The organism is Streptomyces sparsogenes (genome assembly GCF_001704635.1).
Classification (GTDB): domain Bacteria; phylum Actinomycetota; class Actinomycetes; order Streptomycetales; family Streptomycetaceae; genus Streptomyces; species Streptomyces sparsogenes.
Window position 1 is genome coordinate 20,420 of sequence record NZ_MAXF01000096.1, and the last position, 26,595, is coordinate 47,014.

Annotated in this window: 22 protein-coding genes; 9 read left to right on the forward strand and 13 right to left on the reverse strand. The window is 73.2% G+C overall.

The window, feature by feature from the left end; translation table 11 throughout:
• Positions 1 to 74: 74 nt before the first annotated feature.
• From BBH68_RS20130 to BBH68_RS20145, 4 genes are all read right to left on the reverse strand, one after another.
• The gene (locus BBH68_RS20130) at positions 75 to 3,905 is read right to left on the reverse strand and encodes a multifunctional oxoglutarate decarboxylase/oxoglutarate dehydrogenase thiamine pyrophosphate-binding subunit/dihydrolipoyllysine-residue succinyltransferase subunit (RefSeq protein WP_065964466.1); all 3,831 of its coding nucleotides are present in this window, start codon (positions 3,903 to 3,905) and stop codon (positions 75 to 77) included.
• A gap of 276 nt (positions 3,906 to 4,181) precedes the next feature.
• Positions 4,182 to 5,420 (reverse strand): sensor histidine kinase, encoded by a 1,239-nt coding sequence (locus BBH68_RS20135; RefSeq protein WP_245738147.1) that lies wholly within the window; start codon positions 5,418 to 5,420, stop codon positions 4,182 to 4,184.
• Entirely contained in the window at positions 5,417 to 6,157 is a 741-nt protein-coding gene (locus BBH68_RS20140) for a response regulator transcription factor (RefSeq protein ID WP_065964469.1), read from the reverse strand. The genes BBH68_RS20135 and BBH68_RS20140 overlap by 4 nt, the downstream gene beginning before the upstream one ends.
• Positions 6,158 to 6,258: 101 nt before the next feature.
• Complete coding sequence (locus BBH68_RS20145) at positions 6,259 to 7,005, reverse strand: spermidine synthase family protein (RefSeq protein ID WP_065964475.1); 747 nt, start codon at positions 7,003 to 7,005, stop codon at positions 6,259 to 6,261.
• Between the two features lie 330 nt (positions 7,006 to 7,335).
• On the opposite strand from BBH68_RS20145, the gene BBH68_RS20150 reads away from it, so the two are divergent.
• Positions 7,336 to 8,109: a rhomboid-like protein gene (locus BBH68_RS20150; RefSeq protein ID WP_342673142.1), complete on the forward strand. Its 774-nt coding sequence runs from the start codon at positions 7,336 to 7,338 to the stop codon at positions 8,107 to 8,109.
• On the opposite strand, the gene BBH68_RS20155 is transcribed toward BBH68_RS20150, so the two are convergent.
• Genes BBH68_RS20155 through BBH68_RS20175 form a run of 5 tightly spaced genes read right to left on the reverse strand, consistent with a single transcriptional unit; the run spans position 8,061 to position 12,724 of the window.
• Positions 8,061 to 8,705 (reverse strand): hypothetical protein, encoded by a 645-nt coding sequence (locus BBH68_RS20155; RefSeq protein WP_065964477.1) that lies wholly within the window; start codon positions 8,703 to 8,705, stop codon positions 8,061 to 8,063. The genes BBH68_RS20150 and BBH68_RS20155 overlap by 49 nt on opposite strands.
• A complete protein-coding gene (locus BBH68_RS20160; RefSeq protein WP_141713031.1) occupies positions 8,702 to 10,123 on the reverse strand; it encodes a hypothetical protein in 1,422 nt (473 codons plus the stop codon). Before BBH68_RS20160 ends, BBH68_RS20155 begins: the two co-directional genes overlap by 4 nt.
• Positions 10,120 to 10,929 (reverse strand): ABC transporter ATP-binding protein, encoded by an 810-nt coding sequence (locus tag BBH68_RS20165; RefSeq protein WP_174589059.1) that lies wholly within the window; start codon positions 10,927 to 10,929, stop codon positions 10,120 to 10,122. The genes BBH68_RS20160 and BBH68_RS20165 overlap by 4 nt, the downstream gene beginning before the upstream one ends.
• Positions 10,926 to 12,128, reverse strand: coding sequence for a zf-HC2 domain-containing protein (locus BBH68_RS20170; protein ID WP_065964479.1), 1,203 nt, complete (start codon positions 12,126 to 12,128; stop codon positions 10,926 to 10,928). The genes BBH68_RS20165 and BBH68_RS20170 overlap by 4 nt, the downstream gene beginning before the upstream one ends.
• Positions 12,125 to 12,724, reverse strand: coding sequence for an RNA polymerase sigma factor (locus BBH68_RS20175; protein WP_065964482.1), 600 nt, complete (start codon positions 12,722 to 12,724; stop codon positions 12,125 to 12,127). Before BBH68_RS20175 ends, BBH68_RS20170 begins: the two co-directional genes overlap by 4 nt.
• 172 nt (positions 12,725 to 12,896) lie before the next feature.
• On the opposite strand from BBH68_RS20175, the gene lon reads away from it, so the two are divergent.
• Positions 12,897 to 15,317 carry an endopeptidase La gene (gene lon / locus BBH68_RS20180; RefSeq protein ID WP_065964487.1) on the forward strand — a complete coding sequence of 807 codons (2,421 nt, stop codon included), beginning with the start codon at positions 12,897 to 12,899 and terminating at the stop codon, positions 15,315 to 15,317.
• A 134-nt stretch (positions 15,318 to 15,451) separates the two neighbouring features.
• On the forward strand, positions 15,452 to 16,045 hold the full coding sequence (locus tag BBH68_RS20185) for a Uma2 family endonuclease (protein ID WP_065964488.1): 594 nt from the start codon (positions 15,452 to 15,454) through the stop codon (positions 16,043 to 16,045).
• A gap of 97 nt (positions 16,046 to 16,142) precedes the next feature.
• Here the strand turns inward: BBH68_RS20185 and BBH68_RS20190 are convergent, their stop codons facing one another.
• Positions 16,143 to 16,985 (reverse strand): lysozyme, encoded by an 843-nt coding sequence (locus BBH68_RS20190; protein ID WP_065964491.1) that lies wholly within the window; start codon positions 16,983 to 16,985, stop codon positions 16,143 to 16,145.
• 256 nt (positions 16,986 to 17,241) lie between these two features.
• Here BBH68_RS20190 and BBH68_RS20195 point away from each other — a divergent pair, with 256 nt between their 5' ends.
• Positions 17,242 to 17,724: a MarR family winged helix-turn-helix transcriptional regulator gene (locus BBH68_RS20195; RefSeq protein ID WP_065964745.1), complete on the forward strand. Its 483-nt coding sequence runs from the start codon at positions 17,242 to 17,244 to the stop codon at positions 17,722 to 17,724.
• A gap of 91 nt (positions 17,725 to 17,815) precedes the next feature.
• On the opposite strand, the gene BBH68_RS20200 is transcribed toward BBH68_RS20195, so the two are convergent.
• Positions 17,816 to 18,604, reverse strand: a complete 789-nt coding sequence (locus tag BBH68_RS20200) for a hypothetical protein (RefSeq protein ID WP_065964492.1) — start codon at positions 18,602 to 18,604, stop codon at positions 17,816 to 17,818.
• Positions 18,605 to 18,946: 342 nt separating this feature from the next.
• On the opposite strand from BBH68_RS20200, the gene BBH68_RS20205 reads away from it, so the two are divergent.
• From BBH68_RS20205 to BBH68_RS20225, 5 genes are read left to right on the forward strand one after another with little or no spacing between them, the layout of a single operon-like run.
• Positions 18,947 to 22,012 (forward strand): nitrate- and nitrite sensing domain-containing protein, encoded by a 3,066-nt coding sequence (locus tag BBH68_RS20205; RefSeq protein WP_065964493.1) that lies wholly within the window; start codon positions 18,947 to 18,949, stop codon positions 22,010 to 22,012.
• Positions 22,009 to 22,497: a roadblock/LC7 domain-containing protein gene (locus BBH68_RS20210; protein ID WP_065964495.1), complete on the forward strand. Its 489-nt coding sequence runs from the start codon at positions 22,009 to 22,011 to the stop codon at positions 22,495 to 22,497. The genes BBH68_RS20205 and BBH68_RS20210 overlap by 4 nt, the downstream gene beginning before the upstream one ends.
• Positions 22,494 to 22,871 (forward strand): DUF742 domain-containing protein, encoded by a 378-nt coding sequence (locus BBH68_RS20215; protein ID WP_065964496.1) that lies wholly within the window; start codon positions 22,494 to 22,496, stop codon positions 22,869 to 22,871. Before BBH68_RS20210 ends, BBH68_RS20215 begins: the two co-directional genes overlap by 4 nt.
• Before the next feature lie 4 nt (positions 22,872 to 22,875).
• Positions 22,876 to 23,502 (forward strand): GTP-binding protein, encoded by a 627-nt coding sequence (locus tag BBH68_RS20220; protein ID WP_065964498.1) that lies wholly within the window; start codon positions 22,876 to 22,878, stop codon positions 23,500 to 23,502.
• A gap of 12 nt (positions 23,503 to 23,514) precedes the next feature.
• Positions 23,515 to 24,846, forward strand: coding sequence for a styrene monooxygenase/indole monooxygenase family protein (locus tag BBH68_RS20225; protein WP_065964500.1), 1,332 nt, complete (start codon positions 23,515 to 23,517; stop codon positions 24,844 to 24,846).
• Positions 24,847 to 24,858: 12 nt separating this feature from the next.
• Here the strand turns inward: BBH68_RS20225 and BBH68_RS43230 are convergent, their stop codons facing one another.
• Both BBH68_RS43230 and BBH68_RS20235 read right to left on the reverse strand, forming a co-directional pair.
• Positions 24,859 to 26,127, reverse strand: a complete 1,269-nt coding sequence (locus BBH68_RS43230) for a C40 family peptidase (protein ID WP_065964503.1) — start codon at positions 26,125 to 26,127, stop codon at positions 24,859 to 24,861.
• Positions 26,128 to 26,299: 172 nt separating this feature from the next.
• A complete protein-coding gene (locus tag BBH68_RS20235) occupies positions 26,300 to 26,566 on the reverse strand; it encodes a hypothetical protein (protein WP_065964508.1) in 267 nt (88 codons plus the stop codon).
• Positions 26,567 to 26,595: the final 29 nt, after the last annotated feature.

Sequence of the window (26,595 nt, forward strand, 5' to 3'; positions counted from 1 at the left end):
GGCCGGAAGGCCCGGCCCCCGCGTCACGCGGGAGCCGGGCCTTCCGTACGGCTACAGCCGAACAGCTACCGGCGTCAGATCTCGAAGACCTCGCTGACCAGCGCCTGCTGCTCCACCTGGTGCCGCTTGTTCGACCCCACCGCCGGGGACGAGGAGTGCGGCCGGGAGACCCGGACGAGCCGCTCGGAGGCCGGCAGGTCGGCGCCCACCGAGAGCTCCAGGTGGTCGATCAGGTTCAGCGCGATGAACGGCCACGCACCCTGGTTCGCCGGCTCCTCCTGCGCCCAGACGTACTTCTGGACGCCGGAGTACTTGGCGATCTCGGCCTGCAGCTCCGCGCCCGGCAGCGGGTAGAGCCGCTCCACCCGGATGAGGGCGGTGTCCGTCGCGCCGCGCTTGTCCCGCTCGGCGGCCAGGTCGTAGTAGACCTTGCCGGAGCAGAAGACGACCTTGCGGACCGCGGCCGGGTCGACCTTCTCGTCGCCGATGACCGGGCGGAAGGAGCCGGTGGTGAACTCCTCCGTCTTGGAGGCCGCCGCCTTCAGACGCAGCATCGACTTCGGGGTGAAGACGACCAGCGGCTTGTGGTGCGGGTTGTGGACCTGCCAGCGCAGCAGGTGGAAGTAGTTCGACGGCAGCGTCGGCATGGCGACCGTCATGTTGTTCTGCGCGCACAGCTGGAGGAAGCGCTCGATGCGGGCCGAGGAGTGGTCCGGGCCCTGGCCCTCGTAGCCGTGCGGCAGCAGCAGGGTGACGCCGGAGGTCTGGCCCCACTTCTGCTCGGCCGAGGAGATGAACTCGTCGACGATCGTCTGCGCGCCGTTGACGAAGTCACCGAACTGCGCCTCCCACATGACCAGCGCGTCCGGGCGGGCCAGCGAGTAGCCGTACTCGAAGCCCATCGCCGCGTACTCGCTGAGCAGCGAGTCGTAGACGTTGTAGCGGGCCTGCTCGTCGGAGAGGTAGAGCAGCGGGGTGTAGTCCTCGCCGGTCTCCCGGTCCACCAGCACCGCGTGGCGCTGGCCGAAGGTGCCTCGGCGGGAGTCCTGGCCGGCCAGGCGGACGGGGGTGCCCTCCATCAGCAGCGAGCCGATGGCGAGGGTCTCGCCCATGCCCCAGTCGATCGTGTCGTCCTCGATCATCGCCGCGCGCCGCTGGAGCTGCGGGAGCAGCCGCGGGTGGACGGTGATCCGGTCGGGGATGTTGACCTGGGACTCGGCGACCCGCTTGATGACCTCCTGGTTGACGGCCGTGGAGACCGCCACCGGGAACTCCGGCTGGGGCTCGGGCAGCTCGGTCGGGGCCGGGTGCGAGGTGGCGTCGCGGACCTCGGTGAAGACCTTCTCCAGCTGGCCCTGGAAGTCCTGCAGCGCCTGCTCGGCCTCTTCCAGGGTGATGTCGCCGCGACCGATGAGCGACTCGGTGTAGAGCTTGCGCACCGAGCGCTTCTTGTCGATCAGGTCGTACATCAGCGGCTGGGTGAAGCCGGGGTTGTCGGTCTCGTTGTGACCGCGGCGGCGGTAGCAGATGAGGTCGATGACCACGTCCTTGTTGAACGCCTGGCGGAACTCGAAGGCGAGCCGCGCGACGCGCACCACGGCCTCCGGGTCGTCGCCGTTGACGTGGAAGATCGGCGCCTCGATCATGCGCGCCACATCGGTGGCGTACATGGAGGAGCGGGACGCGGCCGGGGCGGCGGTGAAGCCGACCTGGTTGTTGATGACGATGTGCACGGTGCCGCCGGTGCGGTAGCCGCGCAGCTGCGACATGTTGAGGGTCTCGGCGACCACGCCCTGGCCCGCGAAGGCGGCGTCGCCGTGCAGGGCGACGGGCAGGACGGTGAAGTCGGTGCCGGCCTTGCCGATGATGTCCTGCTTGGCGCGGACGACGCCCTCCAGGACCGGGTCCACCGCCTCCAGGTGGGAGGGGTTGGCGGTCAGCGAGACCTTGATCTGCTCGCCGTCCAGGCCGGTGAAGGTGCCCTCGGCGCCCAGGTGGTACTTCACGTCGCCGGATCCGTGCATCGACTTCGGGTCGAGGTTGCCCTCGAACTCGCGGAAGATCTGCGCGTACGACTTGCCGACGATGTTCGCCAGGACGTTGAGGCGGCCGCGGTGGGCCATGCCGATGACGACCTCGTCCAGGCGCGACTCGGCGGCCGCGTCCAGCACCGCGTCCAGCAGCGGGATGACGGACTCGCCGCCCTCCAGCGAGAAGCGCTTCTGGCCGACGTACTTCGTCTGCAGGAAGGTCTCGAACGCCTCGGCCGCGTTGAGCCGGCGCAGGATCCGCAGCTGCTCGTCGCGCTCCGGCTTGGAGTGCGGACGCTCCACGCGGTCCTGGATCCACTTGCGCTGCTTCGGGTCCTGGATGTGCATGAACTCGATGCCGGTGGTGCGGCAGTACGAGTCGCGCAGCACGCCCAGGATGTCGCGCAGGTTCATCATCGTCTTGCCGGCGAAGCCGCCGACCGCGAACTCGCGCTCCAGGTCCCACAGGGTGAGGCCGTGCTCGACGATGTCCAGGTCGGGGTGCTTGCGCTGGCGGTACTCCAGCGGGTCGGTGTCGGCCATGACATGGCCGCGGACCCGGTAGGAGTGGATCAGGTCGAAGACGCGCGCGGCCTTGGTGACGTCGTCGTCGTGCGAGACGTCGATGTCGCGCAGCCAGCGGACCGGCTCGTAGGGGATCCGCAGCGCCTTGAAGATCTCGTCGTAGAAGTCGTTCTCGCCGAGCAGCAGCTGGCTCATGATCCGCAGGAACTCGCCGGAGGCGGCGCCCTGGATCACCCGGTGGTCATAGGTGCTGGTCAGCGTCATGATCTTGGAGATGCCCAGCTTGTTCAGGGTGTCCTGGGACGTGCCCTGGAACTCGGCCGGGTACTCCATGGCGCCGACGCCGATGATCAGGCCCTGCCCGGGCATCAGGCGCGGCACGGAGTGCACGGTGCCGATGCCGCCCGGGTTGGTCAGCGAGGCCGTGACGCCGGTGAAGTCCTCCATCGTCAGCTTGTTCGCGCGGGCGCGGCGGACGATGTCCTCGTACGCCTGCCAGAACTCGAAGAAGTTGAGCGTCTCGGCCTTCTTGATCGCCGCGACGACGAGCTGGCGGTCGCCGTTGGGCTTGACCAGGTCGATGGCGAGGCCGAGGTTGACGTGCTCCGGCTTGACCAGGGTCGGCTTGCCGTCCTTCTCGGTGAACGAGTGGTTCATCGAGGGCATCGCCTTCAGCGCCTGCACCATGGCGTAGCCGATCAGGTGCGTGAAGGACACCTTGCCGCCGCGGGCGCGCTTGAGGTGGTTGTTGATGACGATGCGGTTGTCGAACAGCAGCTTGACCGGGACGGCGCGCACGGAGGTGGCCGTCGGCAGCTCGAGGCTGGCGTTCATGTTCTTCGCGACGGCGGCGGCCGGGCCGCGCAGCGTGACGTACTCCGGGCCGGCGGCCGGAGCGGCCGGCTCGGCGGCCTTGGCGGGCGCGGCCTTGGCCGGAGCCGCGGCGGCCGGAGCCTGGGCGGCGGGCTTGGCCTCGGCCGCGGGCTTCGCCGCGGCCGGGGCGGCCTGCGGCGCGGCCTGGGCGGCGGGCTTCGCGGGCGCCGGGGCCGGCGCTGAGCCGTTGCTCACCGCCGTCGGCCGGTCGGCGCCGGGACCGGCCGCCCCCGCGGCGGACGGGCCCGGCGGAGCCGCGGCGGACTCGGCCACCGCGGAGCCGGTGTCCTGGCCCGGCTTGTAGTCGGCGAAGAAGTCCCACCAGGCTCGGTCGACCGAGTTCGGGTCCTGGAGGTACTGCTGGTAGATCTCGTCGACGAGCCACTCGTTGGGACCGAACGCGGCGGCAGGGTTACTCCCCTGCCCGTCCTGCTGGTCGGTCGAGACGCTCGAACTGTTGGGGGACTGTGGCGACACGGCGGCAACCGCCCTCTTCCGCTTCCTAAGGTGGTGGACAGCGGGAATAAAGGCTACGCCTCTTGGCCCCTTACGTGCAGGCCGCACTGGTCATCGTCGCGCAAGTCACATTGATCGGCTGGTTTCGCCGCTTCGAGTGGCGGGAATCACCGCATGTTCTGCCCGGGTACGGGAACGCGAAAACGCGCCCACACCCCCTGGGGATGTGCGCGTCCCGGGCCCTCATCCGCTCGGATGTGCGCGACCCTCGACGTCTGTGCGCCGTTGGCGACGACTTTACGTCAATTTTGATTTACCCGGCAGGCTGACCTTGATCCGGCAGCCCCGCGGCGACTCGGCCACACCGATGCGCCCCCCGTGCAGATCGACCGCCCACCACGCGATGGCCAGACCCAGCCCCGTACCGCCGTCGCTGCCCTGCCCCGACCGGCGGCGCGCCCCCGGCTCCCCGCCCTGCGCGGACGGGCCGCCCCGGTTGAAGCGTTCGAAGACCCGGTGCCGCTCGGCCTCCGGGATCCCCGGGCCCTCGTCCAGCACCTCCAGCTCCAGGCTGTCCGGGCCCTCGCCGCGCCGCGCCCGCACCGTCACCCGGCCGTGCGCCGGGGAGTGCTTCATCGCGTTGTCGATCAGATTCGCGACCACCTGGTGGAGCCGCTCCGCGTCGGCGTACGCCGCCAGGTCGGACGGGAACACGTCCAGATTCAGGTGGACGTCCTTGCGGGCGTGCGAGCCGGAGCTGCCGTCCGCGTACGCGCCCTTGGCCATGCTGGCCTCCTTGATGATCCCGGCCAGATACGGCCAGACCTCGAAGCGCCGCGCGTACAGCGGCACCACACCCTTGTCCAGCCGGGACAGGTCCAGCAGCTGCTCCACCAGCCGGCCCAGCCGCTCGGTCTGGCGCAGCGCGACCCGCATCGTCTCCGGATCGGCCTCCGAGACCCCGTCCACCACGTTCTCCAGGACCGCCCGGAGCGCCGCGATCGGGGTGCGCAGCTCATGGGAGACATTGGCCACCATCTCCTTGCGCTGGGTGTCCACCGCCTCCAGGTCGGCGGCCATCCGGTTGAAGGAGGTCGCCAGGGCGCCGAACTCGTCCCGCCGCTGGGCGGCGCTCACCCGCCGCGTGTAGTCGCCGTGCGCCATCGCCCGCGTGACCTCGGTCATCTCGTCCAGCGGGGCGGTCAGACCGTGCGCCACGAACTGGGTGATCAGCAGCGAGGCGATGATCGAGAAGATGGTGATCACGCGCAGCTCGGTGTTCGAGTGCATCGCCGCGAACACCAGCAGCGTGGTGATGATCACCGAGCCGATGACCAGCGCGCCGAGCGCCGCCTTCACCGACCGGTACGGGTCGAAGGGCTTCAGCGCCTCCCACAGCCGGTCCCAGTGGCGGTCCCAGCGGCGATTCCAGTGCCGGTCCCAGGCGGCGCGCAAGGTCGCCCGCCAGCTCGCCCGCCGGCTCGCCCATCGGCCCGCGCGGCTCCATACGGCCGTCCAGCGGCCGGACGGCCTCATGCCGCCGGGGTCTCCAGGGCGTAGCCCACCCCGTGCACCGTACGGATCCGCTCCGCGCCGATCTTCCGGCGCAGCGCCTTGATGTGGCTGTCCACGGTCCGGGTGCCCGAGGCGTCGGCCCAGTCCCACACCTCCGCGAGCAGCTGCTCACGGGAGAGCACCGCGCGCGGCGTGTTGGCCAGGCACACCAGCAGGTCGAACTCGGTCGGGGTGAGGTGCACGTCCGTGCCGCGCACCCGCACCCGGCGCTGCGCGTGGTCGATCTCCAGCTCCCCCAGGCGCAGGATGCCGCTGCGCGGGGTGTGCGCGGCCAGGGCCGCCCGCTCCACCCGTCTGAGCAGCACATGCACCCGCGCCGCCAGCTCCCGCATGGAGAACGGCTTGGTCATGTAGTCGTCGGCGCCGACCCCCAGACCCACCAGCATGTCGGTCTCGTCGTCCCGCGCGGTGAGCATCAGCACCGGCACCGGGCGCCTGGCCTGCACCCGGCGGCACACCTCCAGGCCGTCGAACCCGGGCAGCATCACATCCAGCACGAGCAGATCCGGCTGCCACGCCTCGGCCGTGTCCACGGCCGCCGGGCCGTCCCCGGCCGTCTGCACCTGGAATCCCTCGGCGCGCAGCCGGGCCGCGATGGCGTCCACGATGGTCGGATCGTCCTCGACGACCAGGACCCGGCGCTGTGCCCCCGGAGTGGTCGTGGCGGCCCCGTTGTGGCTGCTGTGAGTCTGCTCCATGCGCCCGCCCCTGCTTTGTTCCGTAAACCGCGGCCCCCGGCTGGTCGATCGCCCGGCCGCGTGCGCTGGCAAGCAGCGTAAAGGCAGCGTACGCGGCTCGGCTACGCGCCCCGAACCGCGAGGTGAACCACGTCGGGGACACCTCGGGCAACGCTGATCTCTTCCGTCCGCACCCCCGTGAATCCGGCAATCCGTAGCGCTTCCTCGAAGGCCGGGGAGGGCTGGGCGGACCACACGGCGAGGACCCCGCCCGGCGAGAGGCGGTCCCGGCAGGCGGCGAGGCCGGCGGGGGAGTACAGGCCGCCGTTGTCCTCGGTGACCGTCCAGTCCGGGCCGTTGTCGATGTCCAGGCACAGCGCGTCGTAGGTGGCCGCGGACCCGCCCGGGCGCAGATGGGCGACCAGATCGGCCCGGACCACCTCCGTGCGCGGGTCGGCGAGCGCGGCCCCGGAGATCCGCCCCAGCGGGCCCGAGCGGTGCCAGTCGATGACCGCCTCCTCGCGCTCCACCACTACGATCCGGCCCCACCGCGGCTCGGCCGCCGCCTCCGCCAGCGAGAAGCCGACGCCCAGCCCGCCGATCAGCAGCGCGGGCGCCGGCCGGGCGGCGGGCAGCGCGTCCAGCGCGGCGCGGATCAGGAGGCGCTCGGAGCGGCCGTCGGAGGTGTCCATCAGGAAGCACCCATTGGCGATGATCTCGAAGACGGGCGCCCCGGCGGCCGCCTCACCCTCCCGGCCCGCCCCGTCCCCGCCGCGCCGGCGCAGCACCACCTCGCCGTACGGACCCTCGCGGCGGTCGAGGGTCACGGGGCGGTCCCGGTCGGCGGCGGTGTCGTACGGCGGGTGCACGGGTCTCGAGGTCCTTCCGGTGCGCTGGGTCGGGCTCGTGGCCCCGAATCTATCTCTTCCGGACTCCTTCGCCTCCGGGGCGCCTCAGCCCCTGTCGACGGTCGACCGTGCTCGGCCCTTCGTTCCTCAGGGCCTGCGCGCGCTCTCCCTTTCGACAGGGTCGCGCCCCTTCGGCGCCGGGCGGGACGGCCGCGCTCCCCGGGCACCTCGGTCGCGGCTGTGGTGCCATTCACACATGCGGCGCCGGTGACATGGAGCGAGGCCCGGCCGTTGTTGGGGCCATAAGCGGGCAGAAGAGCGGCGGGGGGCCGACGAGGAAGGAGCCACGGCGTGACGTGGACGCGAGCGGTCGGCACGGGTGCCGCGGCCGGCGCCGACCCGGCGGCGGTGCGGCCTTCCCAGGTGGCGGAAGGCAGCCGCGCCGGGCGGGGCGGGCGCGCGGGGTGGTTGCCGGCCAGGGGGCCGGCGCGGGTGGTGCCCGGCCCGCGGGCGACGCCGTTCACCCTCTGCTACGCCCTGGTGCTGCTGGGCACCGGACTGTTCTCCCACCTCGCCGATCCCGACCTGGTACGCGACCTGCTGGCCCACTCCAGCACCGACGTCGTGAACCTCGCCCACCGCCCGCTGCTGTCGCTCGTCGCCAGCGGGGTGTGGGTCGCGGGCGGGCTGCTGTCGCCCTACATCGTCGCGTTCCTCGTCGTCGTCGGCGCGCTGGAGCGGCGGCTGGGCGGGCTGCGGACCGCCGGGATCTTCCTGCTCGGCCACGTCCTGGCGACCCTGATGACCGAGCTGCCCGTGGCCGCCTCCGTGGCTGCCGGGCAACTACCCGACAGCTCACTCCGGCGGCTCGACTACGGCATCAGCTACGGGCTGCTCGCGTGCGCCGGCGCGCTCGCCGGGCTGGTCCGGCCCTGGCTGCGCTGGACGCTGCTCGGCGGGGTCACGGCGGCGCTCCTCGCCGACCTGGCGGAGTTCACCGATCCGCTCACCGACTGGGGCCACCTGCTCGCCCTCGCCATCGGCGTCCTCGCCTGGCCGTACGTCCGGCGGGCCGCTCAGCGGCGCGAGCCCGGGCCCTCCGGGCGGGCGCCGCGCAGCGCGTAGAGGCAGGTGCCCGCGGCGAACAGCGCGACCGCCGTCCCCCACGCCGCCCGCTGCGCCCCCGGCTGCACCGACCAGGCCCACACCGCGCCGGAGCCGCCGGGCTCGGCCTGCCCGGCGAGGAACACCGCGCTGGTGTGCACCAGCATCGGCAGCCAGCTCAGCCGGGCCCCGATGAGCGCGGCGCCGAGCGCCGTCACCCCCACGGCGCCCAGGACGTTACGGGCCATGGCGGCCGCCCCGTACGCCTGCGGCTCGCCCGGGACGGCCACCGCGAGCAGCCCGGCCGCCAGCGCGGTGAGCAGCAGCAGATGCCAGCCGCGCCGGGGCCACCAGGGGCGTACGGCGGTCCGGTCCAGCTCGTCGCCGTGGCTGTACAGGCCCACCCCGATCGCGGCGGCAACGAGCACCGGCGCGAGGACGAGGACCGGCAGCCGGGCCCGCGGCCCGGGGTCGGACCGGGTCAGGAGCCAGTCGGCGCACCAGGCGGTGGCGGGCGCGGCGGCGACCAGGACGGCGATCGTCATGGGCAGGGCGCGGGAGCGCGCGTACAGCAGCAGGTTCGAGTTCAGGGGGCTGTTCGAGTTCAGGGGACTCATGGGGCCGTCACCCGCTCCGGGTGGCAGGAGCGCGTGGCGGCGAAGTAGCCGCCGAGCCAGCGGGTGCGTTCGCCGTCGGGCATGGCTTTCAGCCTCTTCAGGACGCGAGTGTAGCCGGGTTCGGTCTGGTCACCGGGCATGTTCTTGGGCCTGGGTATCGGCGCCAGCCAGTCGGCCACGGCCTCGTTGAGGTCGCTGTAGCGGTCGGCGTCCGCGACGTTCGGGCAGTACGGCTCCGTCACGCCGATGGCGGCGTTGGCCGCGAACATCTCCGGCTCGGCGATCCGGTTGCGCCGGAAGTACATGTCCCAGCCGGTGAGCGCCGCGTCGGTGCGGCTCGCCCGGCTGTCGACCGGGGCTTCGACGATGCGGGCCGGGGCGTTCGGTATGCCACGCAGCTTCGCGGTCAGCCCGGCCAGCGCGCGGGACGCGTCCGGCAGCATCCGGCTGTGCACCCGTGTCGCGCACACGCGCGGCGTCCCCTCGTCGCAGACCAGCGCCGCGCTCGCCGGGTCCGGGCGCCACAGGCCGTCGCCGGTCTGCGCGAGCAGGACGGCGGCGGTGACCGCCGCCGCCAGCGGCGCGAGGGCCAGGGCGCGGGCGCGGCGGCGGGCGGCGTAGGCCAGCAGCGCGGCGGCGGCGAGGCCGGCCGTCCAGACCATCGAGACGGGCCCGAACCACCACACCGGCCGGTCCCAGGAGGAGATGTGCTCCTTGCCGGGACTGAGCCAGGAGATGCCGGACTCCTGGTTGGCGAGGAGGAGTTCGATGTTGTACATGACCAGGGCGACCACGGGCGGGGCGAGACGCCAGGGCACGACCCGGCCCACGACGAACCCCAGCGCGGCGAGCGAACCGATTCCCGTCGCGTCGGCGACGATCAGCGACACGTGGGGGCCGTCGCCGCCCGCGTACTGCCAGGTCCACGCCAGGCACACCACGGCCGTGAGCAGATACCCGACCACCGGCCACACGACGGCGGGGGCCGCGGCCAGCAGGGCCTGCCGGAGCGGCGGGCGCGCCACGGTGGCCAGCAGCTCCTCCGTCCGCCGGCGCCGCTCCCGCCCGCCCTGCCAGCAGGCGACCGCGGCCGCCAGCGGCGCGCCGAGCACCAGCCCCGCGACGCGCAGCATGTCGGTGGTCTCCGTCCAGTCCGACAGCCATTCATCGGCCTTCGTGAACATGGCGAACAGCAGGACGGCCAGGGTCGCGGCGCCGGCGGGCAGACCGGCGCCGCGGCGGAGTTCGGTGAGCAGGGGGCCGGCGCGGCGCGGGGAGTGTGCATGGCCCGGCTGCCATGGCGCGCCGGCCGGGCTCAAGGGCTCGGCGGCTCGGCCCGTACGGCCTGCGGCATGACCCGCCCGGTCGGCGGAGCGGCTCATACGGCCGGCGGCGTGGCTCATACGGTGGGTGCTCATCGGCCGGCCCCCCATCCGGCGGAGCCGCCCAGCCCGGACCGGTGGTGGCGCAGCGCCACGGCGTAGCCGCGCTCGATCGGGTTGTCGCCGAAGTCCTCCGCCCCCGCCTCGGCGGCGAGCGCGGCCAGCGCGTGCGGGGTGCCCCGGTAGGCCACCCGGCCCCCGCCGATGACCGTGACCTCGCTGCACGCCGCGGCGACGTCCTCCACCAGGTGGGTGGAGACGATCACCGTCGCGGTACGGCCCAGCTCCCGCAGCAGCGCCCGGAAGTCCACCCGCTGCTCCGGGTCGAGACCGGCCGTCGGCTCGTCCAGGAGCAGCAGCTCCGGGTCGTTGACGATCGCCTGGGCGATGCCGGCGCGCCGCACCATGCCGCCCGACAGGGTGCGGACCTTCGCGTCGATGCGGTCCGCGAGCCCGACCCGCGCGACCGCCCGTTCGACGGCGGCGGGGGCCTTGGCGCGCGGCACTTCCTTCAGCCACGCCATGTAGGCGACGAATTCGCGGACCGTGAAGCCGGGGTAGTAGCCGAACTCCTGCGGCAGATAGCCCAGCCTGCGGCGCACGGAGGTCCGGTGCGTGGGCGCCGAGATGTCCCCGCCGAGCAGTTCCACCCGCCCGGCGGTCGGCGGGGCGACCGTCGCCAGGACGCGGATCAGGGAGGTCTTGCCCGCCCCGTTCGGGCCGAGCAGGCCGTGGACGCCGGTGCCGAAGGAGAGGTCGACGGCGTCGAGGGCGGTGGTCCTGCGGTGCCGGACCGTCAGCCCGTGGATGGATACGGAGTGGACGGAGACGGCGCTGGTCATATGCGCTCCAGGTGGTCGAAGGACGTACGGCGCAAGGCCAGCAGCCCCGCGCAGACGGCCGCCGCGGCGGCCCAGCAGCTCTGGGCGGCGGGGCCGGAGAGGACGGTGGCGAGGGAGTCGGACAGGGCGTCCGCGAGCGAGGACTCCCCGCTCTCGCCCGCGCCCGCGAGCAGCGCGGGGCCGCCGACGGCCAGCAGCCAGCCCGCGGTGACCGCGCAGGTGGCGATCCGGCAGCCGACGTACGAGGCGAGGGCGAGCGCGGCGAGCGTGAGCGCGAGCCCCGGCAAGAGCCACGCCGGGGTGGCGGGCGCCCCGGCGGCCGCGGGCAGGAGCTGCCCGGCGAGGGTCAGCAGCGGCACGGACACGGCGAGCACCGACGCGGTACGGGTCAGCAGCAGCCGCAGCCCCCCGGACGGGGTGGACGCGGCGAGCTCGTGCATCGGGTCGGCGTGCCGCCCGTACGAGACGGCCACCCCGGCCGACGGCAGCACGGGCGCGAGCGCCAGCAGCAGCGGCCGCACGCCGGACATCCCGGCGGCCCGCGCGGCCCCGGCCGCGACCAGGCCCGTCACAAGCAGCGCGACCAGCCAAGGCCCCCGCACCGCGGGCCCCGCGGCCCACACCATCCACGCCCGGGGGTCCCGGAACGCCCCGCGGCGGCGTGCGCAGACACCGCCCGCGCCGCCGGGTTCCGGCCCGGCGTGCCGTGCCGCGACGGCTGTGCGGCCGTCGGCCGCCGGGGCGGGGGTTGGTCCGCTGTGCCGGGCCGCGGGCGTGTCGGCGTGCGCGGTCGGGGCCGGGGACAGGTCCCCGGCCAACTGGGGGGCAGGGGCTCGCCCGGCACGCCCGGCCGCCGCCGTGTCGGCGGGCGCTGCCGGGGCCGGGGACACACCCGGGAGCAGGTCGCCGGCCGCTCGGGGCGCCCCGGCCTCCGCGGGTGCCGTCGCCTCCGCCGGGGCGTCCGCCGTCGCGAAGGCGAGCAGTGCCGCGCGGACGTCCGCGAGGGCCGGGGCCGCCGCGCCTGCGCGTACGGCCGCGGAGACGCGGGCCGCGCAGGGCGCGCAGGCCTCGACGTGCTTCTCGACCGACCACGCGTCGGTCTCCGGCAGCGAGCCGTCGGCGTACGCGGCCGCCTGCGGCTCGGTCACGTGCCAGGCGGCGGCGGGACCGCCGCGCCGGGTGGGTCGGGGGCGCTTCATGCGGTGCCTCCGAGGGCGTCCAGGAGGTGCGGGGGTGTGGCGCGGAGCTGGGTGAGCGCGGCGCGGAGTTCCCGGCGGGCCCGCTGGGCGCGGGTCTTGACCGTGCCTTCGGGGATGCCGAGGAGCTGCGCGGCCTCGCGGGTGGTGAGCCCGTCGACGACCGTGGCGCGCAGGACGGCGCGCAGCTCGGGGGAGAGCCGGTCGAGGGCCGAGCCGACGTCGCCGTACTCCAGCGCGTCGAGCGCCCGCTCCTCCGCGGAGGGGGCGGTGGCGCGGGCCGGGTCCGGCTGGTGGCGGGCGTGGGCGGCCTGGGCCTCGGCGGCGCGGGCGGCGGCGCGCTGGGCGTCGACGAGGCGCCGGGCCGCGATGGTCCACAGCCAGCCGCCCGCCTCGCCGCCGCGGTGCGCGCCGGCCGTCCGCCAGGCCGTCACGAAGGTGTCCTGGAGGACCTCCCGTACCGTCTCGGGGTCCTGGCAGCGGCGCGTGAGGCGGGCGTGCAGCCAGCCGGCGTGCCGGTCGTAGAGCGCGGCGAGCGCCTGCGCGTCTCCCGTCGCGACGGCGCGCAGCAGCTCGCCGTCGCTTGGGTCTGCCCCCATGGGGCGGAACAGTCTCACGCCCCTCTATCGCTTACCGAGGGGGTGTCGGTTCGCGTTCCCGCGAAATCCCCGCCGACGGCTGATCGCTCAGAGCGAACACGGGCCCGGGAACATCCGCAGGCGCTCGTGCATTGAGCCTGTACAGCTCAACTTGCCTGCCGAAGGGGAGATCATGGCTTCGACGTCCACACCGCTCACCCTGCCCGTGCTGCCTCTCGATGACGAGGTGGTACTGCCCGGCATGGTGGTGCCGCTGGACCTGTCCGACAGCGAGGTACGGGCCGCGGTGGAGGCCGCCCAGGCCGCCGCGCGATCAAGCGGGAGCGGCGGCGGGAAGCCGCGGGTGCTGCTGGTGCCGCGCATCGACGGGACGTACGCGGGCATCGGCACGCTCGGCACCGTCGAGCAGGTGGGCCGGCTCTCCGACGGCGACCCGGGCGCGCTGATCCGCGGTGTGCGCCGGGTGCGCATAGGGGCCGGGACGACCGGCCCGGGGGCCGCTCTGTGGGTGGAGGGCACCCAGGTCGAGGAGATCGCCCCCGACCCGCTGCCCGGTGCCGTCACCGAGCTGGTCAAGGAGTACAAGGCGCTGGCCACGAGCTGGCTGCGCAAGCGCGGCGCCTGGCAGGTCGTGGACCGGGTGCAGCAGATCGACGACGTCGGCCAGCTGGCCGACAACTCCGGCTACTCGCCCTTCCTGACCGTCAAGCAGCGCGTGGAGCTGCTGGAGACGGCCGACCCGGTGGCGCGGCTGAAGCTGGCCGTGGGCTGGCTCAGCGACCACCTCGCCGAGCAGGACGTCGCCGAGGCGATCGCCAAGGACGTCCAGGAGGGCGTGGACAAGCAGCAGCGCGAGTTCCTGCTGCGGCGGCAGCTCGAGGCGGTCCGCAAGGAGCTGGCCGAGCTCAACGGCGACCCGGAGGACGAGAGCGACGACTACCGGGCCCGGGTGGAGGCCGCCGACCTGCCGGAAAAGGTGCGCGAGGCCGCGCTCAAGGAGGTCGACAAGCTGGAGCGGGCCTCCGACCAGAGCCCCGAGGGCAGCTGGATCCGCACCTGGCTGGACACCGTCCTGGAGCTTCCCTGGAACGAGCGCACCGAGGACGCGTACGACATCGCCGGCGCCAAGGCCGTGCTGGACGCCGACCACGCGGGCCTGGAGGACGTCAAGGAACGGATCACCGAATACCTCGCGGTCCGCAAGCGCCGCGCCGACCGCGGCCTGGGCGTGATCGGCGGCCGCCGGGGCGGCGCGGTGCTGGCCCTGGTAGGGCCGCCGGGGGTCGGAAAGACCTCGCTCGGGGAATCGGTCGCCCGCGCGATGGGGCGGAAGTTCGTGCGCGTCGCGCTCGGCGGCGTCCGCGACGAGGCGGAGATCCGCGGCCACCGCCGCACGTACGTCGGCGCGCTGCCGGGCCGGATCGTCCGGGCGATCAAGGAGGCGGGCTCGATGAACCCGGTCGTCCTCCTCGACGAGATCGACAAGGTCGGCTCCGACTTCCGCGGCGACCCGGCCGCGGCCCTGCTCGAGGTCCTGGACCCGGCGCAGAACCACACCTTCCGCGACCACTACCTGGAGGTCGAGCTCGACCTGAGCGACGTGGTCTTCCTCGCCACGGCCAACGTCCTGGAGGCCATCCCCGAGGCGCTGCTTGACCGCATGGAGCTGGTGCGCCTGGACGGCTACACCGAGGACGAGAAGGTCACCATCGCCCGTGACCACCTGCTGCCCCGCCAGCTGGAGCGGGCCGGCCTGGAGCCGGGCGAGGTGGTCCTGGAGGAGGACGCGCTGCGCAAGCTGGCCGGGGAGTACACCCGGGAGGCGGGCGTGCGGACCCTGGAGCGGTCCCTCGCCCGGCTGCTGCGCAAGGTCGCGGCCCAGCACGAGCTGGGCGAGCGGAAGCTGCCGTTCACGGTCGGCGTGGATGAGCTGCGGCCGCTGATCGGCCGCCCGCACCACACCCCCGAGTCCGCCCAGGACCCGGCCGAGCGGCGCACCGCCGTGCCGGGCGTGGCGACCGGGCTCGCGGTCACCGGCGCGGGCGGGGACGTGCTGTTCGTCGAGGCGTCCCTGGCCGACCCGGAGACGGGCGGCGCGGGGCTGACCCTCACCGGGCAGCTGGGCGACGTCATGAAGGAGTCCGCCCAGATCGCGCTCTCCTTCCTGCGCTCGCACGGCGCGGAGCTGGAGCTGCCGGTCGGTGACCTGAAGGAGCGCGGCATCCACCTGCACGTCCCGGCGGGCGCGGTCCCGAAGGACGGCCCGAGCGCGGGCATCACCATGACCACGGCCCTGGCCTCGCTGCTCTCCGGCCGCCAGGTGCGCCCAGATGTGGCGATGACCGGCGAGGTCTCGCTGACCGGGCGGGTGCTGCCCATCGGCGGCGTCAAGCAGAAGCTGCTGGCGGCGCACCGGGCCGGGGTGACCACGGTGATCATCCCCAAGCGCAACGAGCCCGACCTCGACGACGTCCCCGCCGAGGTCCTGGAGAAGCTGGAGGTCCACCCGGTCTCGGACGTCCGCCGCGTCCTGGAACTGGCCCTCACCCCGGCGGCCGCCCCGGCCGCCCCGGAGGTCCCCCTGGCGGCGTGACGGACGCCATCGGGGCGATGGCCCGGGGCTCCCGTTCGCACGGGAGTTCCGGGCCACGCGTGTCCTGGGTGCCGTGCATATCGTTGCACCAACCGGTCGCGTGCATTCGAGTCGCGGCGGGGAGGAGCGGCACGGTGACCGTCATGGAGATTGACGGGGTCGAGATGGCCGACAGCAACGACGAGCTGACCTTGGACATGATGTTCGAGGCGCTCGAGAAGATGCCTGTCCCCGACGGAATCAAGGTCGAGATTGTCGAGGGGAACATCTTCATGTCGCCGAGTCGGGATACCCGCTGGGAGATCATCCGGAGGATCGTGCGGGCTCTCGAAGACCGCTTCGGGATGAACGTGAAGGTGCTGTCGGATGTGCGCATCGACTTTCCCGGGTACAACAACGGCCTCGTGCCGGATGTCGTCAGGATTGCGCAGGATGCCCAGAAGACCGCGGGAGGCCGCTGGCGTTGTGAGGACGCCGAGTTCGTGGCCGAAGTGATTTCCAAGGGCACGGCGGCGAACGACTTCGGACTCAAAAAGCGGGCCTACGCGGTGGCCGGTGTCCCGGTCTACCTGATCGTCGATCCGTACAACGGCAAGTGCCACGTCTTCACCGAGCCCAAGGGCGAGGAATACCGCGTCAAGACGACCCTCAAGTTCGGTCTGCCGGTCGATCTGACCGGCACGGCGGCCGACCTGATCCTGGCCACCGACGAATTCCCCCGGGACTGAGCGGCCCGCCCGAACGCCCGACGCCCCCCGCCGTACGGACAGCCGGATCCGTACGGCGGGGGGGCGAAGCGCCAAGAGGGTGACGCGGTGGGGGGCGTCAGCCGTTGGCGAGGGCCTGGACCCGGTCCAGGGCGCCGTTGAACTTGTTGTGGTCGCCGACGGTCGCGCCCGAGGAGGTGTACTGCCAGATGGTGTGGAAGCCCCAGCCGGCCGGGAGTTCACCGACGGAGTCGCCGTAGCGCGGGATCCACAGCGGGTTGATGCTGCCGAAGGCGCTGGAGTTGCCCGTGCAGCTCTTCCACCAGCTCGTGGAGGTGTAGATCACCGGGTCGCGGCCGGTCAGTGACTTGTAGGTGTTGGTGAAGTCCTTGATCCAGCTCACCATCGAGCTGGCGCTCTTGCCGTAGCAGGTCGAGCCGTAGGGGTTGTACTCCATGTCGAGCGCGCCGGGGAGCGTCTTGCCGTCCCGCGACCAGCCGCCGCCGTGGTTGACGAAGTACGTGGCCTGTGCGGCGCCGCTGGAGTTGTCCGGCAGGGCGAAGTGGTACGAGCCGCGGATCATGCCGACGTTGTACGACCCGGTGTACTGCTGCGAGAAGTACGGGTTGGTGTAGCTGGTGCCCTCCGTCGCCTTGACGTAGGCGAAGCGGACCCCGCTGTTCCAGAGCGTCGACCAGGCGACATTGCCCTGGTGGCTGCTGACGTCCACGCCCTCCGTCGTGGCGAGCAGCCCGGGCGGCTCGTCGCCGGTCGTGGAACCGCCTTCGTGCTTGAGTATCTGGGAGCCCGCCCAGTGGTCCTCCGGGTGGGGGACTTTCTTCCCGCTCTCGGCGGCCGAAGCCGTACCGGAGAGCGAGAAGCTCATGGTGAGGAGACCGGTGAGAATGCCGATGAGCGCGGTGAGGGCGCGCCGGGTCGTGCCGGGTCTGTGCTTGGGCATGGCTGCCTCCGAGGGCCTCGTGTGGGGAGAGGTGCACATGTCATTGGTATGGCCATGTCATGCATGACGCTACGGGCGTAGATACGCGGCGCGGAAGGGGGATGGGTTGCCGCCGTTGGTCTAATCCTGCGAAATACTGACGGAGCTGCGGCGACGAGCGCGCCTGGCAGAAACTTTCACGCCGTGAAAATCCGGAGAGGGCTCTGACGTGCACGACAACGGGGCATTGCCCCCCGAGGGGGGTGAGGGACGCACCATGGGCGGAATTGGTGTAGACCATGCATTCCTGGCTCTGGAGCGCGAATTGGCGGTTTTCCTGCGCCGAGCCCGCGCCTCTTCGGGCGAATTGGCCCGGGAAGTCCACCCGGACCTGGAATCCGCCGCGTACGGGCTGCTGATGCGGCTGGAAGACGCCGGCCGACAGCGCGCCACGGATCTCGCGGCCTACTTCGGGGTCGGCAAGGCGACGATGAGCCGCCAGCTGCGCGCGCTGGAGGACCTGGGTCTGGTGGCGCGCACCCCCGACCCCGCCGACGGGCGGGCCTTCCTGGTTCAGTTGACGGACGAGGGGCGGGCCCGGTTCCGTCGGGTGCGGGGCGCCCGACGGGCGCGGTACGCGCGCCGCCTCGCGGCGTGGGAGCGCAGCGAGGTGGCCGAACTCGCCCGGCTGCTGCACCGGTTGAACTCGGTACAGCTCGCCGAGGAGCCCGGCCAGGGCGCACGTCCGCCGCAGGAGTAGGGCTCTCATGTACGTCAGGATCGGCGAGCCGGGCCGATCCGGCGACGCGGGTGTGGCGACCGTGGTACGCGGCCCGGGTCCGGCCTGGACGTCACCGGCATGGGGCCTGGAACTCCGCGAAGACGACCGCCGCGTCGTCGTGCGTCTTGCCGCGCGGGAAGGCGGCCCGCTCCGGGTCGGCGTCCTCCGCCGCCCGCACCCGGTCGATCAGCTCCTGCGGGCCCTCCTTGCGCAGCAGTGCGAAGCACTCGGTCCAGTCGCCCTCGCGGAACACCTCCACCCAGCGCGCCGCCCCGTCGCTGAGCGCGGCCACCGCCCGGATCCCCGCGCGGGGGAGGGTGCCGGTCACGGCCCGGCCGGAGACGGCGGGGTCGGCGGCGGCGGTGAAGAAGCCGCCCTCGACATTGCGCAGGGCGGCCAGCGGGCGCCGTCCCGCGGCGCGCAGCCGGTCGATCCGGTCGTCGAGCACCGGCGTCACCGTGCCGTCCGTCCGCTCGATCAGCAACGCGGAGTCGGAGAGCACCAGATGCTCGACCCGCTCCGCGTCCCAGCGCACCGCGACCACCGTCGCCTGGGGCGTTCTCACGTGAGAAAGGTCACATGTGGTGCCGTGCGCGCCGGCGGTGCGCTCGATCGCCTCGGAGAGGCAGCCTGTCAGCGGAATGTCCCAGCGCGAACCGGACAGTTCGAGCAGCGCCCCGCCCAGGCGGGCGGTGAACCAGGGCACGCCGTGGGCGCATCCGTAGTCCTCCTCGGGGGGTGTCACCCCGTCCAGGAGCACCAGCGCGCCGCCCTGGCCTGACGCGGGCAGCGCTACTGACGCGTAGTCCTCGTTGGGGACTTGATGATCACCAGGCGCGGTGGCGAGTTCGATGCGCATCCGGCCAGTCTGCCGGATCGGTCCCCGTCACCCCTGGCCCGTCAATTGCCGGATTCGCCGGAATTGACGGTTAAGGGAAGTGGTGAGGGAGTATCTTGCCAGGGGGTCGGGCGATTTCCAACCCGTGAAAGGTTGGAGAAGGGTATGGCCCGCGGCCGAAGTTTGGTGGTCAACTACGCAATGCGGTTCACTCGTTCGGGTGGCGGGGTGGGTGATGCATGCCCGTCCCAAAGCCGTCCTGAAAGGGTCGGGACCCCTGCCAGAGGTGGGGAAACACAATTGTTGAACCGTCGTCACCTCTGGAACCACAGCGGGTCGGGCGAGAAAAGATTGTGAGCACCGGTGCGGAAGAAGCGGCTTCGGGGCGGCAACCACGAGCAGGGCGGCGAGCCACGCGCGCAGCAGGCGGCGCCGCAGCGCAGCACCGCACGCGTCCGTAACCGGCTGGCCGTGTCCGTCGCCGTCGTCTCCCTCGCCGTCCTCGGCGCCGGAGCCCCGGCCGTGCTGGGCGCGCTGGACGACACCACCGACGCCCAGGAACTCGTCGACCTCGCCAAGACCAACCGCGGCGCGGTGACCCTCGCCCACGCCCTCGCCGACGAGCGCGACGCCATGACCGAGTACGTCGCGGCCGGGCGCGACTCCTCCTCCGGCGCCGGAGTCTCCGAGAGCCAGCGGGCCCGGGTGGACCGCCAGGTCAAGGAGGTCGGCCCGGGCACCCCGGCCGAGGTGCGGCGGCTGCTGGACACGCTGCCCAAGGTCCGGCAGCAGGCGCTGACCGGCCACGGCTCGGCGCTGGATGTGTACGAGAGCTACACCGAGACCATCCAGGCCCTCGGCGGCCTCGCCGACACCCTGGCCCGCAGGCTCCGGGCGGGCGCCGACGACGGCTCCGCCGCCGCCCTGGCCCCGCTCGGCCGCGCCACCGAAGAGGCCTCCGCCACCCGTGGACTGCTGCTCGGCGCGCTCGCCGCGGGCGGCGCCCAGCCCAAGCTGACCTCGGCCGCCCAGCGCACCAACGTCAGCGAGCAGTCCGCGCTCGCCGACTTCAACCAGCTCGCCCCCGGCTCCGTACGCGACCGCTTCGCCCGCACGGTCAACGGCACCGAGGTCACCACCGCCGAGCGCTACATCGCCCGCCTCACCGACCAGCCCCAGCTCTCCGACACCGACCTGTTCCTCGACGACGAACGGGTCGAGTCCAGCCTCTCCGCCCGCATCGACCGGATGCGCGGCGTCGAGTCCTCCCTGGCCACCGCCGAGATCGCGCACCTGGAGCAGCTGCGCGACGACGAGGTCACCGACCTCGAGGTGGGCCTCGGCATTCTCGGGGCCTGCCTGCTGGTGGCCATCGGCGCCGGCGTCCAGGCCGCCCGCTCGATGACCCGGCCGCTGGCCGCGCTGCGGCTCGGCGCGCGGCGGGTGGCCGCCGACCCGCTGGCCGAGGAGCCGATCGCCTTCAAGGGACGGAACGACGAGTTCGCGGAGGCCGTACGGTCCGTCAACCAGGTGCACCAGGCCGCGGTGCGCGAGCACGAGCGCGCCGTGAAACTGGAGGCGGAACGGGTCCGCCTGGTCGAGGAACGGCGGAAGCTGGCCGACGAGCGGTCCGAGCTGCGCCGCGAGCGGGACGAGGTCGCCACCCGCCTCGACGGTCTGCGGGCCCGCGTCCACGGCAGCTTCGTCAGCCTGGCGCTGCGCACCCTCGGCCTGATCGAGCGCCAGCTGACCATCATCGAGCAGATGGAGGAGCGGGAGCAGGACCCGGACCGCCTGCAAACCCTCTTCCAGCTCGACCACCTGGCCACCGGAATGCGCCGCTACGGCGAGAACCTGCTGGTCATCGCGGGCTCCGAGAACAAGGCCGCGCACCCGGGACCGGTGCCGCTGCTGGATGTGCTGCGCGCCTCGATCAGCGAGGTCGAGCGGTACGACCGGGTGCAGATCCAGGCCCTGCCGCAGCACGCCCAGGTCGCCGGGTACGCCGCGGACAGCATCAGCCACCTGGTCGCCGAGCTGCTGGAGAACGCGACCACCTTCTCCCCGCCGGACACCATGGTGCAGATCTCCGGCTGGCTGCTGGAGAGCGGCGAGGTCATGCTCTCCGTCCAGGACGAGGGCATCGGTATGACGCCCGAGCGCTTCGCCGAGCTCAACAACCGGCTGGCCGACCCGGTGCCGGAGTACTGCCAGGGCCCGCAGCCCGAGGACCCGCTGGGACTCGGTCTGTACGTGGTGACCCGGCTGGCCGCGCGCCACGGCGTCCGGGTGCAGCTGCGCGAGCAGAAGCCGGGCGGGGTCGCGGCCGTGGTGGTCCTCCCGACGAAGATCCTGCCCGCCGGCCCGCCCGGCGCCGGGCTGCCGCCCGCCGCGCCCGCCGGCGCCTCGTACGGCGGCACCTCGGTCCCGTCCTTCCCCGGCTCGGAGGCCGAGGCCAACTCCAACGCGCTCCCGGCGCAGTCCCGCCCGGCCCTCGCCGGCGGATACCCCGCGCCCTCCGCCGCCGGGGCCTCCTCCGCGACCGCCTCCGGGGCGTCGTCCACGCCCGCCTCCGCGACCTCCGCCGCCGACCTGGAGTCGCCCCGTACGCTCTCGCACCGGCGCGGCGGGCGCATGGGCCTGCCGCGCCCGGGCGCGGAGGAAGGCTCCACCGGCCCCGCCCGTACGGCCGCGACCCCCGGGTCGTCCGCGCCCGGCATCGAGCAGGCCCACGAGCCGACCCCGCCGCGGGGCCACCCGGCCCCCACCGACGGCGGGACGCTGCCCATGCTTCCGCGGCGCACCCCGAAGCAGGCCGCCGACCCGCTGGTGGAGGCCGCCGAGCGGACCATCCAACTCTCCGGGCAGCGGGGCGAGTCGGTCCCCGACCCGCGCCGGCCGGCCGGTGGCGAGACGATCGGCGGCGAGACGATCGGCGGCCACGGCATGCGTCCGGTCGGCGCCGACGCCTGGGGCCCGGCCGGCGGCCCGGCACCGGCGGGCGGCCTCACACCGGCGGGCGGTCCCACACCGGCCGGCGGCTCGGCCCCGGCCGGAGGCCTGGCACCCGCCGAGCCCGCCGACGACACGCGGTCGGTCACCGGTCCGTATTCGACCGAGCCCGCCGAACACACGCGGCCCGCCGCGGCGGGCGAGGGGCGCCTCACCGAAAGGCGCCTCACCGACAAGGGACTTCCCAAGCGCACCCCGAAGAACGTGGCCCTGCCGGAGACCGACCCCCAGGAGCGCACGGGCGCGGTGAACGCCGAGGAACTGCGGCGCAGGCTCGGCGGTTTCCAGAAGGGCGCACGCGACGGGCGCCGCGACGCCGAGGCCGAGATCGCGAATCGCCGCGCGGCGGGGGAGCGGCAGCGGGGACAATCGGGGGCGCAGGACGAGGGTGGCACGGTTGAGGAGGCACGCAGGTGAAGGCGCCCACTAGTACCTATGGGTTGAGTTCCGAGGCCCGCAATCTGCATTGGCTGCTGTCGAACCTGGTCGAGGAGGTGCCCGGCGTCCGCTCGGTCGCCGTCGTCTCCTCCGACGGGCTGATGCTGCTGTCCTCGGACGCGCGGCACCACACCGCGGCGGCCGCCGACCCCACGAGCCAGGACGGCCCGAAGGGGTCGAGCGCGGACCTGGCCACCATCGTCTCCGGCCTCGGCAGCCTCACGCTGGGCGCGGCCAAGCTGATGGACGGCGGTACGGTCAAGCAGACGATGGTCGCGATGGACCAGGGCAGCCTGTTCGTCATGTCGATCAGCGACGGCTCGCTGCTGGGCGTGCACGCCACGCCGGACTGCGACATGACCGTGGTCGCCTACCACATGGCGCTGTTCGTCGGCCGGGCCGGGCATGTGCTCACCCCTGAACTCCGTACCGAGCTGCGCCGGTCCCTGGAGTCCGCACAGTGACGTCCGCGTCCCCCAAGGCCGCCCGCGTACGCCCGTATTCGCTCACCGGCGGCCGGACCCGCTCCGGCCATGTGCTGCTGGTCGAGACCTTCGTGGCCACGCTGGAGACCCCGGACGGGGCGGTCGAGCCCGCGCTGAGCGGGCCGGCCTCCCGGATGGTGCCGGAGATCCGCGCCATCATCGACCTCTGCCGTCGGATGCGTTCGGTCGCGGAGGTCTCCGCGCTGCTCAAGATTCCGCTCGGTGTGGTGCGCGTGCTGCTCAGCGACCTCGCGGACCAGGGAAAGATCCGCGTGTACGGCACCGGGCGCGGTCCCGGACAGCCGGATCGCGCGTTGCTCGAAAGGGTGCTCAGTGGACTTCGCAGACTCTGAGACGATGACGGCGGCACCGGTGCGGGTGCCGGAGATACCGGGCGCCGACGAGGGGCTCCAGGGGTGGCAGGAGGACCGTTCGCGGGCGCCCATCGCCACCAAGATCGTCGTCGCGGGGGGTTTCGGCGTCGGCAAGACGACATTCGTCGGCTCGGTCTCGGAGATCACACCGCTGCAGACCGAGGCGCTGATGACCCGGGCCAGCGAGGCCGTGGACGACCTCGCCGCGACCCCGCAGAAGCTGACCACGACGGTCGCCATGGACTTCGGCCGGATCACGCTCGACTCCGACCTGGTCCTGTATCTGTTCGGCACGCCGGGCCAGCAGCGGTTCTGGTTCATGTGGGACGACCTGATGCGCGGCGCGATCGGCGCGGTGGTGATGGTCGACACCCGCCGCCTGGAGGACAGCTTCCCGGCGCTGGACTACTTCGAGAGCTGCGGGCTGCCGTACGTCATCGCGGTCAACCACTTCCAGGGCACCCCGCTGTACGAGCCGGAGGACGTGCGGGACGCGCTGTCCGTGCCGGCGAAGGTGCCCGTGGTGATCATGGACGCCCGCGACCGCATCTCGGTGGTCGACGCACTGCTCGCGCTGGTGAGGTTCGCCGTGGACGTCTCGCCCGAGTGAGTCGGGCCGGCCATGCGCAGGATGCTCATCGTCGGGGCCGGCCAGTCCGGCCTCCAGCTCGCCCTGGGGCTCCAGACCCACGGGTACGACGTCACCTTGATGTCCAACCGTACGGCCGACGAGATCCGCACCGGCCGGGTCATGTCCACCCAGTGCATGTTCCGCACCGCGCTGCAGCACGAGCGTGATCTGGAGATCAACTTCTGGGAGGAGCAGGCCCCGCGCATCCAGGGCCTCGGCGTCTCGGTCGCCGGCCCCGTCACCCCGCTGGGGCACCCGCGCCTGGTCGACTGGCTGGGCCGGCTGAACGGCTACGCCCAGTCCGTCGACCAGCGGCTGAAGATGGCCGGCTGGATGGAGGCCTTCGAGCGGCGCGGCGGCCGGCTGGTCGTCCACGGCGCGGCCGTCTCCGACCTGAACTTCCTCGCCGAGCGGTACGACCTGGTGCTGGTCGCCGCGGGCAAGGGCGAGCTGGGCTCCCTCTTCAGGCGCGACGCGGCCCGCTCCCCGTACACCACCCCGCAGCGCGCCCTCGCCGTCGCCTACGTCCACGGCCTCGCCCCCCGGCTGGAACACCCCGACATCGAGGCGGTGCGCTGCAATCTGGTGCCCGGCGTGGGCGAGCTGTACATCATGCCCGCCCTCACCACCTCCGGGCGCGCCGACATCCTCTTCTGGGAGGCCATCCCGGGCGGCCCGGCCGATGTCTTCCAGGGCGTCACCGACCCCTCCGAACACCTCGCGCTCACCCTCGAGCTGATGGAGTGGTTCACGCCCTGGGAGTACGGACGGGCCACCCGGGTCGAGCTGACGGACGCGGGCGGCACCCTGTCCGGGCGGTACGCCCCGACCGTCCGCGACCCCGTCGGCCGGCTGCCGGGCGGCGGGCTGGTCCTCGGCGTCGCCGATGTGGTGGTCACCAACGACCCGCTCACCGGCCAGGGCTCCAACTCCGCAGCGAAGTGCGCCGCCTCGTACCTGGCGAGCATCGTCGAGCACGGCGACCGGCCCTTCGACGAGGCGTGGATGCGGCGGGCGTTCCAGCGCTTCTGGGCCATGGCGCGGCATGTGACGAAGTGGACCAACGCGATGCTGGCCCCGCCGCCCGAACACATCGTGCGGCTCCTGGGCGCGGCGGGCCAACTGCCCGCGGTCGCCCACCGCTTCGTCAACGGCTTCGACGACCCGGCCGACTTCGAGAACTACTTCTACGAGCCGGACAAGACCGCGGCGTTTCTCGAGGAGGCGGAGGCCGGCGCGGCCGGGAACCCCGAGGCCCCCGAGGCCCTGGGGACCGACCCGGCCGAGGAGACGGCCGGCGAGGCCGCCGAGCAGGTGGGCTAGCCACGGAGCGCGTCAGCCCTTGGTCGGGCGCACGGCGCCGCGCAGCGGGTTGGACGCGAGCGGCGACAGCTTGACCCGGGTGCCCGGGCGCGGGGCCTGCACCACCATGCCGTTGCCCGCGTAGATCGCCACATGGCTCGCGCCCTTGAAGTAGACCACCAGGTCGCCGGGGCGCAGCCGGTTGAGCTTCACATGCGGCAGCCGGCGCCACTGCTCCTGGCTGGTGCGCGGAATGGGCCGCCCCGCGTGCGCCCACGCCTGGGAGGTCAGCCCCGAGCAGTCGAAGGAGCCCGGCCCCTCCGCACCCCAGACGTACGGCTTGCCGATCTGGTTCATCGCGTACCGCAGCGCCCGCTGCCCGGCCGCGGCGGAAGCGAGGGGGCGGCGGGGGGCACGGTGGGGGGCGGCCGTGGTCCGGGGGGTGGGCTCCTTGGGCCGCGGCGACACGTGCTCCGGTTCCTCGGGCTCGGCGGTACCCGTGCCGGTGGCTTCCGGGTCGGGGGCGGAGGTGTCGCGCGCCTCGGGCGAGGGGCCCTCGCCACCGGTGCCGTGGTCCGAATCGGTGGCGGCATCGGGTCCGGCGTGGGCGCGGGCCGCCGGGGGGTCGAGGGCGCCGGAGGCGAGCAGATCGCGCTGCGCCTTCTCGGTGTCCCGGCGCTCCCGCTCCTCGATCGCCCTGAGCTGACGCCGACTCAGCGAGGCCAGGGTCCTCTCGATGGCGGTGAGCCGTTTCTCGACCTTGTCCCGCTGTTTCTTCCGTTTCATGGCGAGGGCCAGCTGTTTCCTGAGCGCGGCCCGGGCCCGTTTGGCGAGCCCTTCCGCGTACGCCTCCCCTCTGGTCAGCCGTTCCACCACGATCGCCTGGCGGTCGGCGGCCCGGCTCAGCTCGCGCGACTGCTCGGCCGCCTGGTCGGGGCTGGGGGCCAGCAGCGCCAGCAGGAAGGAGTACGAGGACAGCGGGGTGCGGTCCTGGTACTGCTCTCGGGCGAGCCGCCCCGCGTCGTCGTGGCTGATGGCGAGCCGGCCGCGGGTGCGGGCCAGGGCGACGGTCAGCGCCCGGGTCCTGGCGCGCTGTCTGCGCAGCTTCTCCTCGGTGGCGTTGTACTCCTCGGTCGACTCCTCGGCCTTGCGGTACAGCGTCTTGAGCTGCGTCAGCAGCTCCGCGACGGACCGCTCGGCGGGGGGAGCGGCGGCCGCGGGCGCCGACGGAACGGGCGTTGCCAGCGCGGCGGCCGCGGTCAGCGCCACCGCGCAGACCGATCCCACGATACGTCCTGACACGGTCTCACCTCCGGGCTCGACGACCTCGGGGCGATCGTGACATGGCCAGTCGTATATTCAGGAGAATTATCCGCGAGTCGGGCCAATACGGTCACCCGTCCGGCGGCCGTCCGCCCGCCCGTTCTGTCGCATGTCCGTACGAGCCGTACGGGCTCGCTGTCCTGCCGTACCGTCAGCCGGGCTTCGACCAGGGCCACTTCGGCCCGGTGTGCGCCCGGCCCTCCGGGTCGTACTCGTACCGCCACCCGCGCACCAGCCCCAGCCGGCGCGAGGTGGCGGCCGGAACCCGGCGGTAGACGTACACCGTCGGCGGCCCTCCGCTCTCGTCCGGGACCGGCACCTCGTACGTCTTCGGCGGCTGCCCGGTCAGCCCGACCAGCACCGGCAGCACCCGGCCGTCCAGCGGCCCGCCCACGAAGGGCGTCTCCTCGCTTCTCACCGCACCAGTGTCACAGCGCTTCTCGCCGC